The organism is Amycolatopsis sp. CA-211722 (assembly GCF_056828465.1).
This window is the reverse complement of record NZ_CP184752.1, coordinates 734,725-748,814: the sequence shown is the minus strand read 5'-3', so window position 1 is coordinate 748,814 and position 14,090 is coordinate 734,725. Positions and strand designations below refer to the sequence as shown.

Annotated in this window: 15 protein-coding genes; 13 read left to right on the top strand and 2 right to left on the bottom strand. The window is 67.7% G+C overall.

Going from position 1 to position 14,090, the window contains the following annotated elements; all coding sequences use genetic code 11:
- Positions 1 to 69 precede the first annotated feature (69 nt).
- The 5 genes from ACOCEP_RS03655 (at position 70) to ehuA (ending at position 5,238) form a co-directional block, all read left to right on the top strand.
- The gene (locus ACOCEP_RS03655; protein WP_482335755.1) at positions 70 to 2,091 is read left to right on the top strand and encodes a protein meaA; all 2,022 of its coding nucleotides are present in this window, start codon (positions 70 to 72) and stop codon (positions 2,089 to 2,091) included.
- 117 nt (positions 2,092 to 2,208) lie between these two features.
- The gene (ehuB, locus tag ACOCEP_RS03650) at positions 2,209 to 3,102 is read left to right on the top strand and encodes an ectoine/hydroxyectoine ABC transporter substrate-binding protein EhuB (RefSeq protein WP_482335754.1); all 894 of its coding nucleotides are present in this window, start codon (positions 2,209 to 2,211) and stop codon (positions 3,100 to 3,102) included.
- 12 nt (positions 3,103 to 3,114) lie between these two features.
- Positions 3,115 to 3,810: an ectoine/hydroxyectoine ABC transporter permease subunit EhuC gene (gene ehuC, locus ACOCEP_RS03645; protein WP_482335753.1), complete on the top strand. Its 696-nt coding sequence runs from the start codon at positions 3,115 to 3,117 to the stop codon at positions 3,808 to 3,810.
- A complete protein-coding gene (ehuD, locus tag ACOCEP_RS03640) occupies positions 3,810 to 4,466 on the top strand; it encodes an ectoine/hydroxyectoine ABC transporter permease subunit EhuD (protein ID WP_482335752.1) in 657 nt (218 codons plus the stop codon). Before ehuC ends, ehuD begins: the two co-directional genes overlap by 1 nt.
- Before the next feature lie 7 nt (positions 4,467 to 4,473).
- Positions 4,474 to 5,238, top strand: a complete 765-nt coding sequence (gene ehuA / locus ACOCEP_RS03635) for an ectoine/hydroxyectoine ABC transporter ATP-binding protein EhuA (protein WP_482339559.1) — start codon at positions 4,474 to 4,476, stop codon at positions 5,236 to 5,238.
- Positions 5,239 to 5,343: 105 nt separating this feature from the next.
- Here the strand turns inward: ehuA and ACOCEP_RS03630 are convergent, their stop codons facing one another.
- A complete protein-coding gene (locus ACOCEP_RS03630; RefSeq protein ID WP_482335751.1) occupies positions 5,344 to 5,904 on the bottom strand; it encodes a cysteine hydrolase family protein in 561 nt (186 codons plus the stop codon).
- Between the two features lie 71 nt (positions 5,905 to 5,975).
- Between ACOCEP_RS03630 and ACOCEP_RS03625 the strand changes: the two genes are divergently transcribed.
- Both ACOCEP_RS03625 and ACOCEP_RS03620 read left to right on the top strand, forming a co-directional pair.
- Positions 5,976 to 6,962, top strand: a complete 987-nt coding sequence (locus ACOCEP_RS03625; protein WP_482335750.1) for a GlxA family transcriptional regulator — start codon at positions 5,976 to 5,978, stop codon at positions 6,960 to 6,962.
- The gene (locus ACOCEP_RS03620; RefSeq protein ID WP_482335749.1) at positions 6,935 to 7,708 is read left to right on the top strand and encodes an enoyl-CoA hydratase-related protein; all 774 of its coding nucleotides are present in this window, start codon (positions 6,935 to 6,937) and stop codon (positions 7,706 to 7,708) included. The genes ACOCEP_RS03625 and ACOCEP_RS03620 overlap by 28 nt, the downstream gene beginning before the upstream one ends.
- 6 nt (positions 7,709 to 7,714) lie before the next feature.
- Here the strand turns inward: ACOCEP_RS03620 and ACOCEP_RS03615 are convergent, their stop codons facing one another.
- Entirely contained in the window at positions 7,715 to 8,257 is a 543-nt protein-coding gene (locus tag ACOCEP_RS03615) for an NUDIX domain-containing protein (RefSeq protein WP_482335747.1), read from the bottom strand.
- Positions 8,258 to 8,294: 37 nt separating this feature from the next.
- On the opposite strand from ACOCEP_RS03615, the gene nucS reads away from it, so the two are divergent.
- The 6 genes from nucS to ACOCEP_RS03585 all read left to right on the top strand — a co-directional run bounded on the left by nucS (position 8,295) and on the right by ACOCEP_RS03585 (position 14,080).
- Positions 8,295 to 8,954 carry an endonuclease NucS gene (nucS, locus tag ACOCEP_RS03610; protein ID WP_037341446.1) on the top strand — a complete coding sequence of 220 codons (660 nt, stop codon included), beginning with the start codon at positions 8,295 to 8,297 and terminating at the stop codon, positions 8,952 to 8,954.
- A 421-nt stretch (positions 8,955 to 9,375) separates the two neighbouring features.
- Entirely contained in the window at positions 9,376 to 10,338 is a 963-nt protein-coding gene (locus tag ACOCEP_RS03605; protein WP_482335746.1) for a patatin-like phospholipase family protein, read from the top strand.
- 45 nt (positions 10,339 to 10,383) lie between these two features.
- The gene (locus ACOCEP_RS03600; protein WP_482335744.1) at positions 10,384 to 11,160 is read left to right on the top strand and encodes a hypothetical protein; all 777 of its coding nucleotides are present in this window, start codon (positions 10,384 to 10,386) and stop codon (positions 11,158 to 11,160) included.
- A 67-nt stretch (positions 11,161 to 11,227) separates the two neighbouring features.
- On the top strand, positions 11,228 to 11,944 hold the full coding sequence (locus ACOCEP_RS03595; protein WP_482335743.1) for a hypothetical protein: 717 nt from the start codon (positions 11,228 to 11,230) through the stop codon (positions 11,942 to 11,944).
- A 164-nt stretch (positions 11,945 to 12,108) separates the two neighbouring features.
- Entirely contained in the window at positions 12,109 to 13,806 is a 1,698-nt protein-coding gene (locus ACOCEP_RS03590; RefSeq protein WP_482339557.1) for a sodium:solute symporter family protein, read from the top strand.
- A gap of 10 nt (positions 13,807 to 13,816) precedes the next feature.
- Positions 13,817 to 14,080: a hypothetical protein gene (locus tag ACOCEP_RS03585; protein WP_482335742.1), complete on the top strand. Its 264-nt coding sequence runs from the start codon at positions 13,817 to 13,819 to the stop codon at positions 14,078 to 14,080.
- The last annotated feature ends 10 nt before the right edge of the window (positions 14,081 to 14,090 follow it).

The window sequence follows — 14,090 nt, the reverse complement described above, 5'->3', positions numbered from 1 at the left end:
CGATTCAACTCGGCGGCCGATGTTACCGGCCGGTACACTCAGGCGGTCGTCCAGTGCCGGAGGTATGCCGTGCCCTATCCCACGGACCGTGAACGGGACCGCCCCTGGGTGATGCGGACCTACGCGGGCCACTCGTCCGCGGCCGCGTCCAACGAGCTGTACCGCCGTAACCTCGCGAAGGGACAGACCGGCCTCTCGGTCGCCTTCGACCTGCCGACGCAGACCGGCTACGACCCGGATCACCAGCTGTCCAAGGGCGAGGTCGGCAAGGTCGGCGTCCCGGTTTCGCATATCGGTGACATGCGGCGGCTCTTCGACGGCATCCCGCTCGCCGAGGCCAACACCTCGATGACGATCAACGCGCCCGCCATGTGGCTGCTGGCGCTCTACGTCTCCGTGGCGCGGGAGCAGGCCGAAGCCGAGGGCCGCGACGTGGACGAGGTGCTGGCCAAGCTCACCGGCACCACGCAGAACGACATCATCAAGGAATACCTCTCCCGCGGCACCTACATCTTCCCGCCGGGCCCCAGTCTCCGCCTGATCACCGACATGATCGCGTGGACCGTGCACCACGTCCCGAAGTGGAACCCGATCAACATCTGCAGCTATCACCTGCAGGAAGCCGGCGCGACGCCGACGCAAGAGGTCGCGTACGCGTTGTGCACCGCCATCGCCGTCCTCGACGCGGTCCGCGATTCCGGCCAGGTCGATCAGGCCGACATGGCCAAGGTCGTCGCGCGGATCTCGTTCTTCGTCAACGCCGGTGTGCGCTTCGTCGAAGAGATGTCGAAGATGCGCGCCTTCACCGCGCTGTGGGACGAGATCACCCGCGATCGGTACGGTGTCACGGATCCCAAGGCGCGGCGGCTGCGCTATGGCGTGCAGGTCAACTCGCTGGGCCTGACCGAGGCGCAGCCCGAGAACAACGTCCAGCGCATCGTGCTGGAGATGCTCGCGGTCTCGCTTTCCCGCGGCGCCAGGGCCCGCGCGATCCAGCTGCCCGCGTGGAACGAGGCGCTCGGCCTGCCCCGGCCGTGGGACCAGCAATGGGCGCTGCGGATGCAGCAGGTGCTCGCGTTCGAGACCGACCTGCTGGAGTACGAGGACATCTTCGACGGCTCGTACGTCATCCAGGCCAAGGTCGACGAGATCATGGCCGGCGCGCGCGAGGAGATCGCGCGCGTGCAGGATCTCGGCGGCGCCGTGGCGGCCGTCGAGAGCGGCTACATGAAGTCGCAGCTCGTCGCCTCGCTCGCCGAGTACCGGCGCGGAATGGAGAACGGCGAGCGGATCCTGGTCGGGGTCAACAAGTTCGAGACCACCGAGCCTTCTCCGCTGCAGGCCGAAGGTGCCAAGGCGATCGAAACGATCGACGCGGGCGTCGAGAAGCAGGCCGTGACCGCGATCGAGGAATGGCGGACGCGGCGCGACAACGCGGCCGCCGAGTCGGCGCTGGAGAACCTCAAGACCATCGCGAAGACGTCGGAGAACCTGTTCGAGGCCACGATCGAGTGCGCCCGCGCCGGCGTCACCACCGGCGAGTGGTCGGGCGCGCTGCGCGAGGTGTTCGGCGAATACCGCGCTCCCACCGGCGTTTCCGCGTCGGCGGCCGCGGGCGAGGGCAACGAGGAGATCCGCCGGGTCCGCGAGCGGGTCAAGGCGACGAACACCGAGATCGGCGAGCGGCTGCGGATCCTGGTCGGCAAACCCGGTCTCGACGGGCACTCCAACGGCGCGGAGCAGGTGGCCGTGCGCGCCCGCGACGTGGGTTTCGAGGTGGTGTACCAGGGCATCCGGCTCACGCCTGAGCAGATCGTCGCGGCCGCCGTCCAGGAGGGCGTGCACGTCGTCGGGCTTTCGGTGCTCTCCGGTTCGCATCTCGAGGTCGTGCCGCAGGTCGTGGACGGCTTGCGGGCCGCGGGCGCGGGCGACATCCCGGTGATCGTCGGCGGCATCATCCCGCCCGACGACGAGAGGATCCTGCTGGAGCGGGGGATCGCGAAGGTGTTCACGCCGAAGGACTACGAACTCACCGACATCATGGACGGAATTGTCGGATTGGTGCGCCAGCGCCACGGCTTGAGCACATAAAGTCACCGTAAATCTCGGTACCGTAACAGCGGATGGTTCGTCACCCGCTCACACTGCCCGCGCCAAGGTACCCACCTACGTTTCGATTAAACCGATTAATCGAAAAGAGGTGCCGCGATGGTGCACGGCGAGTGGTCGAGGCGGGAGTTCTTTCGGCGGTCCGCGGTTCTCGGTGCGGTGACGATCGGCGGTCCGGTGCTGCTGTCCGCGTGCACGACGACGACCACCGGTGACGCGCTGCAGGCCGCCAAGGACGCGAAGAAGATCAAGATCGGGATCGCGAACGAGGCGCCGTACGGTTTCACGGACCAGAGCGGCAAAGTCACCGGTGAAGCGCCCGAGGTCGCCCGCGCCGTCTTCAAGGCCATGGGCATCGACAACGTGGACGCCGAAGCGGTCTCCTTCGACCAGCTGATCCCCGCGCTCAACGCCAGGAAGTACGACGTCGTCGCGGCAGGCATGAACATCAAGAAGGAACGGTGCGACGCGGCGGCGTTCTCGATCCCCGACTACTCGGCGCTGACCGCTTTGCTGGTCCCCAAGGGGAATCCGCAGCAGGTGCTGAAGTTCGAGGACATCGCGGCCAAGAAGGTCAAGGTCGCCGTGCTCTCGGCGGCCGTGGAGAAGGGGTATGCCACCGACTCCGGCGTCGCCGAGGACCAGATCGTCACGCTCGATTCGCAGGACAACATGCTTCGCGCGGTCACCGACGGCCGCGTCTACTGCGCCGCGCTCACCGACATCTCCCTCAAGGACGTCCTGAGCAAGAGCCCCGGCGCGGCCGCCGAGGTCACGCCGGGCTTCGACCCGGTCAAGGACGGCAAACCGGTCGTGTCCGCCGGCGCGTTCGTCTTCCGCAAGGACGACAACCCGTTGCGCGAGGCGTTCAACGCCGAACTCAAGAAGCTGCAGGACAGCGGCGAATGGACCAGGATCGTGACGCCGTTCGGGTTCTCGGCGGACAATCTGCCGAAGCCCGGCGTCACCACCGAGACCCTCTGCGCGGTGTGACGGGCGAACCACATGTCCTCGTCGGTATCGCATATCATCACGTCCGTCCTCAGTGGACTGACCGCGACCGTCACCGCGGCGTTCGGCGGGATCGCGCTCACCGTGGTGCTCTCGCTGGCAGCCGGGCTGGCGCTGAGATCCCCGTCCCGGGCGGTGCGCGGGATTTCCCGGGTCTACGTCGAGATCTTCCGCGGGACCTCGGAAGTCGTCCAGCTTTTCTGGCTCTATTTCGTGCTTCCCGTGCTGGTCGGCCTCCAGCTGGTGCCGATGTTCGCCGGGATCCTGGTGCTGGGGCTCAACCACGGGGCCTACGGCGCGGAGATCGTCCGCGGCGCGGTGAACTCGGTCCCGCGCGCGCAGTTCGAGGGCGCCGTCGCGCTCAACCTGAGCCCGGCCCAGCGGATGCGGCGGGTGATCCTGCCGCAGGCGTTCGCGGAAATGCTGCCACCGTTCAACAATCTCTTCATCCAGTTGCTGAAGAGCACCGCGCTGCTGTCGTTCATCGGGGTCCCGGAGATGGCCCGCCAAGGTGAACTGCTGCGGCCGGTGTTCAGTGCCGAGATCGGCTGGATCTACGGCACCGAACTCGTGCTCTACCTCCTGCTCGCGCTGCTGATCACGAGCGGGATGCGGCTGCTGGAGCGGCTCGCCGCGCGGCGCCTCGGCCGGGCCCCGGCCAAGATGACGGCCACCGCGGGAGGTGTGTGATGGACTGGAGCTGGGAATCCGCCGCGAATTCGGTTCCCCTGCTGCTGGAAGGGCTGCTCGTCACCGTCGAGATCACCCTGCTCGCCTCGCTGGTCGGCTACGTGCTCGGTCTGGGGTTCGCGTTGCTCCACCGCACCGGGATACCCGTGCTGTCCCAGGCGGTCCGGCTGTTCATCGAGTTCGTGCGCAGCACGCCGCTGCTGATCCAGGTGTTCGTTCTCTACTACGTGATCCAGCCGGTGGGCGGCCTGACCTTGTCCCCGTTCGTCACCGGTGTCATCGCGCTGGGCGTGCACTACGCGACGTATGCGGCCGAGGTCTACCGTGCCGGGATCGAGGCCGTCCCGAAAGGACAGTGGGAGGCCGCGACCGCGCTGAACCTCCCGAGGTCGCGGGTGTGGACGGCGGTCGTCCTGCCGCAGGCGGTGCCGCGGGTGCTGCCCGCGCTCGGCAACTACACGATCTCGATGTTCAAGGAAACGCCGCTGCTGCTGGCGATCGGCGTCGTGGACGTCCTGGCGAGGGCCAAGGAGGTCGGCGCCGACACGTTCCGCGTCGTCGAGCCGTACACCCTGGCCGGGGTGCTGTTCCTGCTGGTGAGCCTGCCGGCTTCGATTCTGGTGAGAAGGTTGGAGCGACGTGCCGCCCACAGTTGATTCCCCGATGATCCGGTTCTCGCAGGTGGTCAAGTCCTTCCGCGACCACGTCGTGCTGCGGGACCTCGATTTCACCGTCGCGCCGGGGGAATTCGTCTCGCTGATCGGGCCCAGCGGGTCCGGGAAGACGACGATCCTGCGGCTGCTGATGACACTGGAGAAGGTCGACGGCGGCACCATCGAGGTCTGCGGCGACTACCTGAGTCACATGAAGCGCGGTGAGAAGCTGGTGCCCGCGGACGAGAAGTACCTGCGGGAGGCGCGCAAGCGGATCGGCATGGTGTTCCAGCAGTTCAACCTGTTCCCCAACATGAACGTGCTGCGCAACATCACCGAGGCGCCGATCCATTCGCTCGGCGTCCCCCGGGACGAGGCCGAGGCGCGGGCTGTCGAACTGCTGGAAATGGTGGGGCTCACGGACAAGAAGGACGAGCACCCGACCAGGCTTTCGGGCGGCCAGCAGCAGCGCGTCGCGATCGCCCGCGCGCTCGCGATGCGGCCGGACGTGCTGCTGCTGGACGAGGTGACTTCGGCGCTCGACCCGGAGCTGGTCGCCGACGTCCTGCGTGTGCTGCGCGAGATCGCGACGTCCACCGACATCACGATCCTCTGTGTCACGCACGAAATGCAGTTCGCGCGCGATGTCTCGGACCGGGTGATGATGTTCGACCAGGGGCAGGTGCTGGAGGACGCCACGCCGGACAAGCTGTTCAACGATCCGGAGCACGACCGGACGCGGCGGTTCCTCAAAGCGGTGATCGACCGGGCGTGAGGCTCGCGCCGCGCCTCGGCTGCGCATGTCGCGAAAGCCACTTTCGGGACGTCAGGCGTCGCGAAAGTGGCTTTCGCGACATCGGCGGGCGAGCCCATTCGCGCCTCAAAGGCTCGCGAGGATCTCCTTCGTCGAGGTGACCGTGGCGAATCCGCCGCCGTGCAGGTTCGTCGCGGTCGCCCGGTACAGCTCGTCCGCGGTCAGGACACCGCCGTCCGGCCCGGCGAGGTCGAAGGTGAAGGTCGCGTCGAGCGCGAAAGTCACGTCGTAGCCGAGGTTCCCGCCGACCCGCGCGGTGGTCTCGCAGCAGAAGTTCGTCTGGATGCCGGCGAGCACGAACGACGTGATGCCGCGGGTCTTCAGCCAGCCGTCGAGATCGACGTCGCCGTGGAAGGCCGAGTTGACCTTCTTGCCGAACACCAGGTCCGCGCGCACGCCGTCGAGCTCGGGCTTGAAGTGGTTGCCCTCCTGCCCGGGCCGCAACGACGAGCCGGGTTTCACGGAGTCGTGGTGCACCAGCACGATCGGCAGCCCGCGCTCCTGGTAGGCGTCGACGAGCGCCTTGATGTTGGCCTCCGCGCCGGGGTTGTTACGGGGGCCCCAGACGGGCCTGTCGAAGCCGCGCTGGGCGTCGATCACGAGCAGGGCCTTGTTCTCAGTGGTCATGGCATCGAGTTTCACGCTTTCCGTCGCGAGAGGGGAGTGGCAGAAGAAGCGCGATACGGTACTTTCCTGCCATGCGAACCGTGGGTGTGCTCCTCCTGCCCGGCAGCCGGTCCTTCGACCTGGGCGTGATCGGTGAGGTCTGGGGCGTCGACCGGACCGACAGCGGCATCGGCCCGTTCGAGGTCCGGCTCTGCGCGGCTGGCCGTGGCTCGATCGCCGTCCATCCGTTCGGCCGGATCGAGGCCACCCACGGGCTGAGCGGGCTGGCGGGCTGCGACCTCGTCCTCGTGCCCGGCCGGGTGGACCCGCGCGCCGAGGTGCCCGCGGCCGCCGTCGCCGCGCTGCGCAAGGCGCACCGGGCGGGAATCACTGTGGCGTCGCTGTGTTCCGGTGCCTTCACCCTCGCCGCCGCCGGGCTGCTCGACGGCCGGTCCGTCACCACGCACTGGCGCCTGCTGGACGATCTCGAAGCCGCCGCTCGCGACGCCGTCGTCCAGCGGGACGTCCTGTTCACCGACGAGGGTGACGTCCTGACCTCCGCCGGGGTGGTCGGCGGCCTGGATCTCTGCCTGCATCTGGTGCGCCGCGATCACGGCGCCGAGGTCGCCGCCGCCCTCGCCCGCCGGCTGGTGATGCCGCCCGCGAGGGAAGGCGGCCAGCGGCAGTACGTCGACAACCCGTTGCCGCCCAAGCCTTCGAGGCCGAGTGTGTCGTCCACAATGGACTGGGCGCTGGAGCGGATCGCCGACGACATCGGCGTCGACGATCTCGTCGGTCACGCCGGGCTGAGCGAGCGGACCTTCCATCGCGAGTTCGCGGCGGCCACCGGCGTGACACCGGGGCGGTGGCTGCGCGCGCAGCGGGTGCGGCTCGCGCGGCGGCTGCTGGAGACCACCGAGCTCCCGGTCGAGCGGGTCGCGCAGCGGTCCGGGCTCGGTACCGCCGCCAACCTGCGACGACGGCTCCGCGCCGACGTCGGTGTCGGGCCCGATTCGTATCGCCGGACGTTCCGGTCGGTTACCGTCGAAGCATGGCCGAGTACGAGCACATCCTCGTGAAGCGGGACGGGGACACCGTCACGATCACCATGAACCGCGCCGCGCGGCGGAACTCGCTGTCGGCGGACCACCTCGCCGAGCTCCTCGCGGCGTTCCGCGAGGCCGGGGACACCGACGCCACGGGAATCGTCCTGGCCGGCGCCGGGCCGGTGTTCTCGGCGGGACACGACTTCGGCGACGTCGCGGCGCGCGATCTCCTGGGCGTGCGCGAGCTGCTGCGACTCTGCACGGACCTGATGGGCACGATGCAGTCCGTCCCGCAGGTCGTCGTCGCGCGGGTGCACGGGCTCGCGACCGCGGCCGGCTGCCAGCTGGTGGCCTCGTGCGACCTCGCCGTCGCCGCCGAGTCCGCCGGGTTCGCCCTTCCCGGTGGCAAGGGCGGCTGGTTCTGCCACACGCCCGCGGTACCGGTGGCCCGCGCGATCGGGCGGAAACGCCTGATGGAACTGGCGCTCACCGGCGACGTCGTCGACGCCGCCACCGCGCTGGACTGGGGCCTGGTCAACCGCGTCGTACCGGACGACTCGCTGGACGAAGCCGTCGCTTCGCTGCTCGGACGCGCGACGCGCGGGAGCCGGGCCAGCAAGGCGATGGGCAAGCACACCCTCTACGCGCAGCTGGACCGGCCCGAGGCCGACGCCTACGCGCTGGCGCTGGAGGTGATGGCTTCGGCTTCGCAGCTGCCCGGCGCGCGTGAGGGGATGGCTGCCTTCCTGGAGAAGCGTTCCCCGGTTTGGCCCGACTGAGCAGGTTCAGAGCGTGCGTTCGCGCATGAGCAGAAGCATGTAGGCGGCCAGCGTCAGTACGTCGGTGATGTCGCCCGAAGCGATCATCTTCTCGAACTCGCCGCGCTCGAACCACGCCGTCCGCATGTCCTGCTCCTCGACCTCGCGCTCGGGTTCACCCTGGGTGAGATCGGTGGCGAGGAACACGTGCCCGCGCTGACTCGAAAACCCGGGCGCGACGTCGGTCATGCCCAGATCGGCCATCGAGCCCGCGAGCAGCCCGGTCTCCTCCCGCAGTTCGCGGGCGGCGAGTTCGAGCGGCGGAACGTCGGCCAGCTCGGGCGCGGTGCCCATCGGGAACTCCCAGCGCCGCATCCCGACCGGATAGCGGAACTGCTCGACCAGGTGAAACCTCGCGCCGTCGAACGGGATCACCACGGCGCAGGTCGGTCTGTCGACGACGGCGTAGATCCCCTCGGATCCATCGAGCCGCCGGACGGCGTCCTCGCGCAGGGTCATCCAGTTGTTCCGGTACACCTCGCGGGAGCTGACACGCTGAACGGGGTCCATGCGCACAGTATCGCTGTGCTTGTCCTACCCTCGCGTGGTGCGCCTTGTGATCGCTCGCTGCCAGGTCGACTACGCCGGCCGTCTGACCGCCCATCTGCCGATGGCCACCCGGCTGCTGCTCGTGAAGGCCGACGGCTCGGTGTCCGTGCACTCGGACGACCGCGCCTACAAGCCGCTGAACTGGATGAGCCCGCCGTGCTGGCTGATCGAGGACGGCAAGCTGTGGATCGTCGAGAACAAGCAGGGCGAGAAGCTCGTCATCACGATCGACGAGATCTTCCACGACCACGCCCAGGAACTCGGCGCGGAACCGGGGCTGCAGAAGGACGGCGTCGAGGCGCACCTGCAGGAACTGCTCGCCGAGCACATCAAGACCCTCGGCGACGGCTACACCCTGGTCCGGCGTGAGTTCCCGACCGCGATCGGCCCGGTCGACATCATGGCCCGCGACGCCGACGGCGCCAGTGTCGCCGTCGAGATCAAACGGCGCGGCGAGATCGACGGCGTCGAGCAGCTGACGCGGTACCTCGAACTGCTCAACCGTGACCCGCTGCTGGCGCCGGTGCAGGGTGTCTTCGCGGCGCAGGTCATCAAGCCGCAGGCACGGGTGCTGGCCGAGGACCGGGGGATCCGGTGCCTCACGCTGGACTACGACGCGTTGCGCGGCATCGAATCGGACGAGTTCCGCCTCTTCTGACCGGCTCAGTACGTGAAGGACCCCTTCATTGCGCCAGGCGCAATGAAGGGGTCCTTCACGTACATCTGGTGCTCGGCGAACCGTTGCTCGGGCTGCTCGGAGGGGGCGGGGGCAGTGAAGATCATCGCGACGCGCTTCATGATGCGAGTCGGCTTGTGCTCACAGGCGTGCTGCCTCTTGGGCCACTGAACAGCCGATATCGAATCGAGTCCTCGGATTCGTATCTGCATTCTTTCTCGCGCCACAGAATGCCCTAAAGGGCGCGAGAAATTAACGAACTCGTGTTCTCCTGCAAAAGAACCAGCTATTTCCGGGCCATTCGGGTGAACGCCGGATTCCTCGGTCTCGCGCTGTGTCACACTCGATTTCCGCGAGGGGTACCGCCGACGTACGGCGGTCGCGGGTGCAGGGGTGATGTGCCATGACTCATTCTCGGAAGAACGTCGATCTGGTGCTGGAAGGCGGCGGCGTCAAAGGTATCGGGCTGCTCGGCGCGGTACTGGAGTTGCACGACGCCGGCTATTCGTTTCCGCGGATCGCCGGGACGAGCGCGGGCGCGATCGTCGCGACACTGGTCGCCGCGTATCAGAAGGCGGGGAAGGATCTCGGCGGTCTGGAAGCGGTGATGAACGACCTGGACTGCCGCCGTTTCCAGGACCAGTCCCTGTTCGACAAGGTCACCGGGCCGATCGGGGACGGCGTCGATCTGCTCCTGCACGACGGGATGCACTCCGGTGACTATCTCGCCGAATGGCTGACGCCCTTGCTCGAAGAGATCGGCGTGCGCACCTTCGCCGATCTCGCCATCGAGGATCCCGAAGGTGCTTTGCTTCCGTACCAACGGTATTCCCTCGTCGTCCACGTCAGCGACCTGACCCGCCGCGTACTCGTCCGGCTGCCTTGGGATTATTCCCAGTACGGCCGCGACCCCGGTGCGGAGAAGATCGTCGACGCCGTCCGCGCGTCGATGTCGATCCCGCTGTACTTCCGGCCGGTGCAGTTCGACGTCCGCCCCGAGGGCACCGTCACCTGGGTCGACGGCGGCCTGCTGTCGAACTTCCCGATCACCGTCTTCGATCGCACGGACGCGAAGAAGCCGCGATGGCCGACCTGGGGCGTGAAGCTGTCCGGGGAACCCTCGGGCGGCAAGGACAAACCGGTGAAGAGCGCGTTGCGGATCGCCATCGGTTCGCTCGAAACCCTGCTGTCGGACTGGAATCGTTACCGCTTGCACGAGGAAGGTGTGAACCGGCGGACGGTGTACGTCGACACGACGGGGGTTTCCGCCGTCGACTTCGGGCTCGGCGAAGAGGCGAAGAAGCGCCTCTTCGAAAGCGGGCGTGAGGCCGCGCGGCGGTTTCTGGAAAAGATCGTGCCGCAGTGAACTCGCCGGCGGTATTTCCGGTGGGATGAGGGATAGGAGGATCCCATGCGTTATCGCCCGATCGGCAGTGACCCCGCGGACGGCCGCCTCGGCCGGTTCGTCCCGGACGACTGGCGCCACGTCGAGCGCTATCCGCTGACCGCGCTGGCCACTGAGGACCGGCCGACCCGGTCGCCGGTCGTCATCGGTGTCAACTGGTACAAGGAATTCGACGTACCGGAGAAGGACGAGAAGTCCGGCGAATTCTTCGTCGCGAAAGGCGGCGCGAAATCGCTCACCAGGATCCGCGGCGGGCACTGTGTCTGCCTCGAACCCGGTGAATCGACCGACGGCGAAACCCAGTACGCCTTCTACGACCAGGGCAAGGAAGGCGCCTGCGTCGGCTTCGGCTGGTCGCGGTGCATGACGATGTTCAACGGCGACCTGTACGCCGCGCGGTGGCTGTGGGACCAGTCGAAGCTCCGTGACGAATGGGGCGAGACCAACCCCGGCGACAACAACGGCACGTCCGTCCGCGCGGCGGCCGAGGTCCTGCTCGAACTGGGCCACGTCCCGTGGTCGGAGACCTACGCGGACGACGACCACGTCAAGCGGGCCGCCTACACGCCCGACGCCAAGAACGGCCTCCAGGCCTATCGCTGGGCGAATACGGTCGACGAGGTGCACGAGGTCCTCGGCAACCCGCGTGCCGACGAACTCGGCGCCGTGCCGTTCCTCAACTCGTGGGGTTCGGGCTACCCGCACCGCACGTACCTGCCGGACGACGTGCTCGCCCGGCTGATCGAGGAAGACGGCGAAGTAGGCCTGCCCACGGACCGGTAAACCCCCACCGGTCACGGGAAAGGGCCGTTCCGGCGACGGAGCGGCCCTTTTCCGGGATCATGACGGAGTGCCGGGAGAACCGCTGTCGAGGTCGTGGCCGCTCGCGCCGTCCGGAGCCACCGGCTGGTTGCGGGAGCTGTGCGGCGACGGCCTGACCGGATTCATGCCGCCGCCGATGCCGGACGCCGTCTGGGTGCTCAACGCGATGTACGAACACGAGCGGGGGCCGTCCGAAAAGTCTCTGGGCTCGACCGCCGGCGGGGGACTCGGGCGCGCCCGGCACCCCGGTCCCGGATGGCGACGGCTGCGCTGGGCGGAGCTCGCCCGCCGCGTCGGCGACCCGGTCGTCCCGGCCGGGACGATGCCGTGCTTCCGATGCTTCCCTTCGCTCAGGCAGGGCGGCGGCTGGCCGCCGGGAATCATCCCGCCGGCCGAGGGGAGCCTGGATCGCGAGACCTGGACGCGGCTGATCGGCGTGCTCGCCGAATGCGGTCCCGCCGGCCCGGATACTCCCTGCTTCGCCTACTACAACCCGCTGACCCTGGGCGCCGAAGACTTCGAAAACCTCCATGTGCGGGCGGGGCGCCTCGGTGACGCCGAGATCCTGTACGACCATTCCGAGGCGGATTTCAGCCCGTCCAATCTCTGGGCCGAAGATCGATCTTGGTGCCTGTGCACCGATTACGACCTGTGGGCGACCAAGGTCGCCGGACCGCCCGCCCTGATCGAAGCGTTGCTCGGCGACGCCGAAATCGAAGCGATACGGCTGCCACCGTCGTCTTGACACCCCGGCGACCGGACAAGAATTGTCAGGAACTGTCGCGAAACAGACACGACGGGGCGGTCGCCGACCACCCGCACTGCCGTTCCTGAATCCATGCAGTATGGTCCGCGATTGACGTGATCCAGGCGTTTCTCGTGGACATTTTCACTATGGAGGTGGGTCGGTTGCACGTGCTGGCCGATGCGAACCTGCGGCTCGACGCAAGTCCGATCGACTACGTCCTGCTCGCCTTCTATTTCGCGCTGGTGCTCGGCATCGGGTACATGGCGCGAAGGTCGGTTTCGAGCAGCCTCGACTTCTTCCTCTCCGGCCGCTCGCTGCCCGCCTGGGTCACCGGTCTCGCCTTCATCTCGGCGAACCTCGGCGCGGTCGAGATCATGGGTATGTCGGCCAACGGCGTGCTCTACGGCCTGCCGACCGTCCATTACTTCTGGATCGGCGCGATCCCGGCGATGCTGTTCCTCGGCATCGTGATGATGCCGTTCTACTACGGCTCGAAGGTGCGCAGTGTCCCGGAGTTCATGCTCCGCCGGTTCGGCAAACCCGCGCACCTGGTCAACGGCATCAGCTTCGCGAGCGCGCAGATCCTCATCGCGGGCGCGAACCTGTTCCTGCTCGCCAGCGTGGTGAACCTCCTGCTCGGCTGGCCGCTGTGGGTGTCGATCATCGTCGCGGCCGCGGTCGTGCTCTCCTACACCGCGCTCGGCGGCCTCTCGGCCGCGATCTACAACGAGGTGCTGCAGTTCTTCGTGATCGTCGCGGCGCTGCTGCCGCTGACCATCGTCGGCCTGGTGAAGGTCGGCGGCTGGCAGGGCCTGGTCGACAAGCTCAGCGCCGACCCCGGCGGCGAGGCGCAGCTGTCCTCCTGGCCGGGTGACAACCTCACCGGCTTCGGCAACAGCTTCCTCTCCATCCTCGGCCTCGTCTTCGGACTCGGCTTCGTGCTCTCGTTCGGTTACTGGACGACGAACTTCGTCGAAGTCCAGCGTGCGATGGCGTCGAAGAGCATGTCGGCCGCGCGGCGGACGCCGATCATCGGCGCCTTCCCGAAGATGCTGATCCCGTTCATCGTGATCATCCCCGGCATGATCGCCGCGGTCACCGTGTCCGAGTACGTCCAGGACAAGCAGATCCTGCTCGACGGCGGCGACGCGCCCAGCGGCGTCACCGCGAACAACGCGATCCTGCTGCTGATGCGCGACCTGCTGCCCAACGGCATGCTCGGTGTCGCGATCGCCGGTCTCCTCGCGTCGTTCATGGCCGGGATGGCGGCGAACCTGAGTTCGTTCAACACCGTCTTCACCTACGACATCTGGCAGTCGTATGTGAAGAAGAACGAGTCGGACGGCTACTACCTCCGCCTCGGCCGCGTGGTCACCGCGGCAGGCACCGTGCTGGCGATCGGTACCGCGTTCATCGCGTCGAACTCCGGGAACATCCTGACCTACCTGCAGGACCTGTTCTCCTTCTTCAACGCGCCGCTGTTCGCCACCTTCATCCTCGGCATGTTCTGGAAGCGGATGACGCCGACGGCGGGCTGGGTCGGCCTCGTCGCCGGTACCGCGTCCGCGATCACCGTGTGGCTGCTGTCCCAGGCCGGGGTCCTCGGGCTCACCGGGCAGGGCATCAGCTTCGTGGCCGCCGGTACGGCGTTCGTCGTCGACATCGCGGTCAGCGTCGGGGTCTCGCTCGCCACCGCGCCGAAGCCGGAGGCCCAGCTGGTCGGCCTCGTCTACTCCCTCACCCCGAAGGAGTCGCTGAAGCACGACGAGACCGGCGACGACGCCGGCTGGTACCGCAAGCCGGGACTGCTCGCGGGCATCGTGCTGATCCTGACCATCGTGCTCAACATCATCTTCTAGGAGGCCGGAGATGGCTGCGTCGCAAGCTCCCAAGAAGGCCGGCGTCTTCGACATCCGGCTGATCATCGCCCTGCTCATCGGTGGCTACGGGCTGGTGCTCACGATCATGGGCATCGGCTTCACCACCGAAGAGGAGCTGGCCAAGGCCGCCGACGTCAACATCAACCTGTGGGCGGGCATCGGCATGCTGGTGTTCGCGGCGCTGTTCGTGCTGTGGGCGAAGCTGCGCCCCATCGTGGTGCCGCCGAGCAGCGAGGGCGAGGCAGGCGAATAGCCGGGTTGTC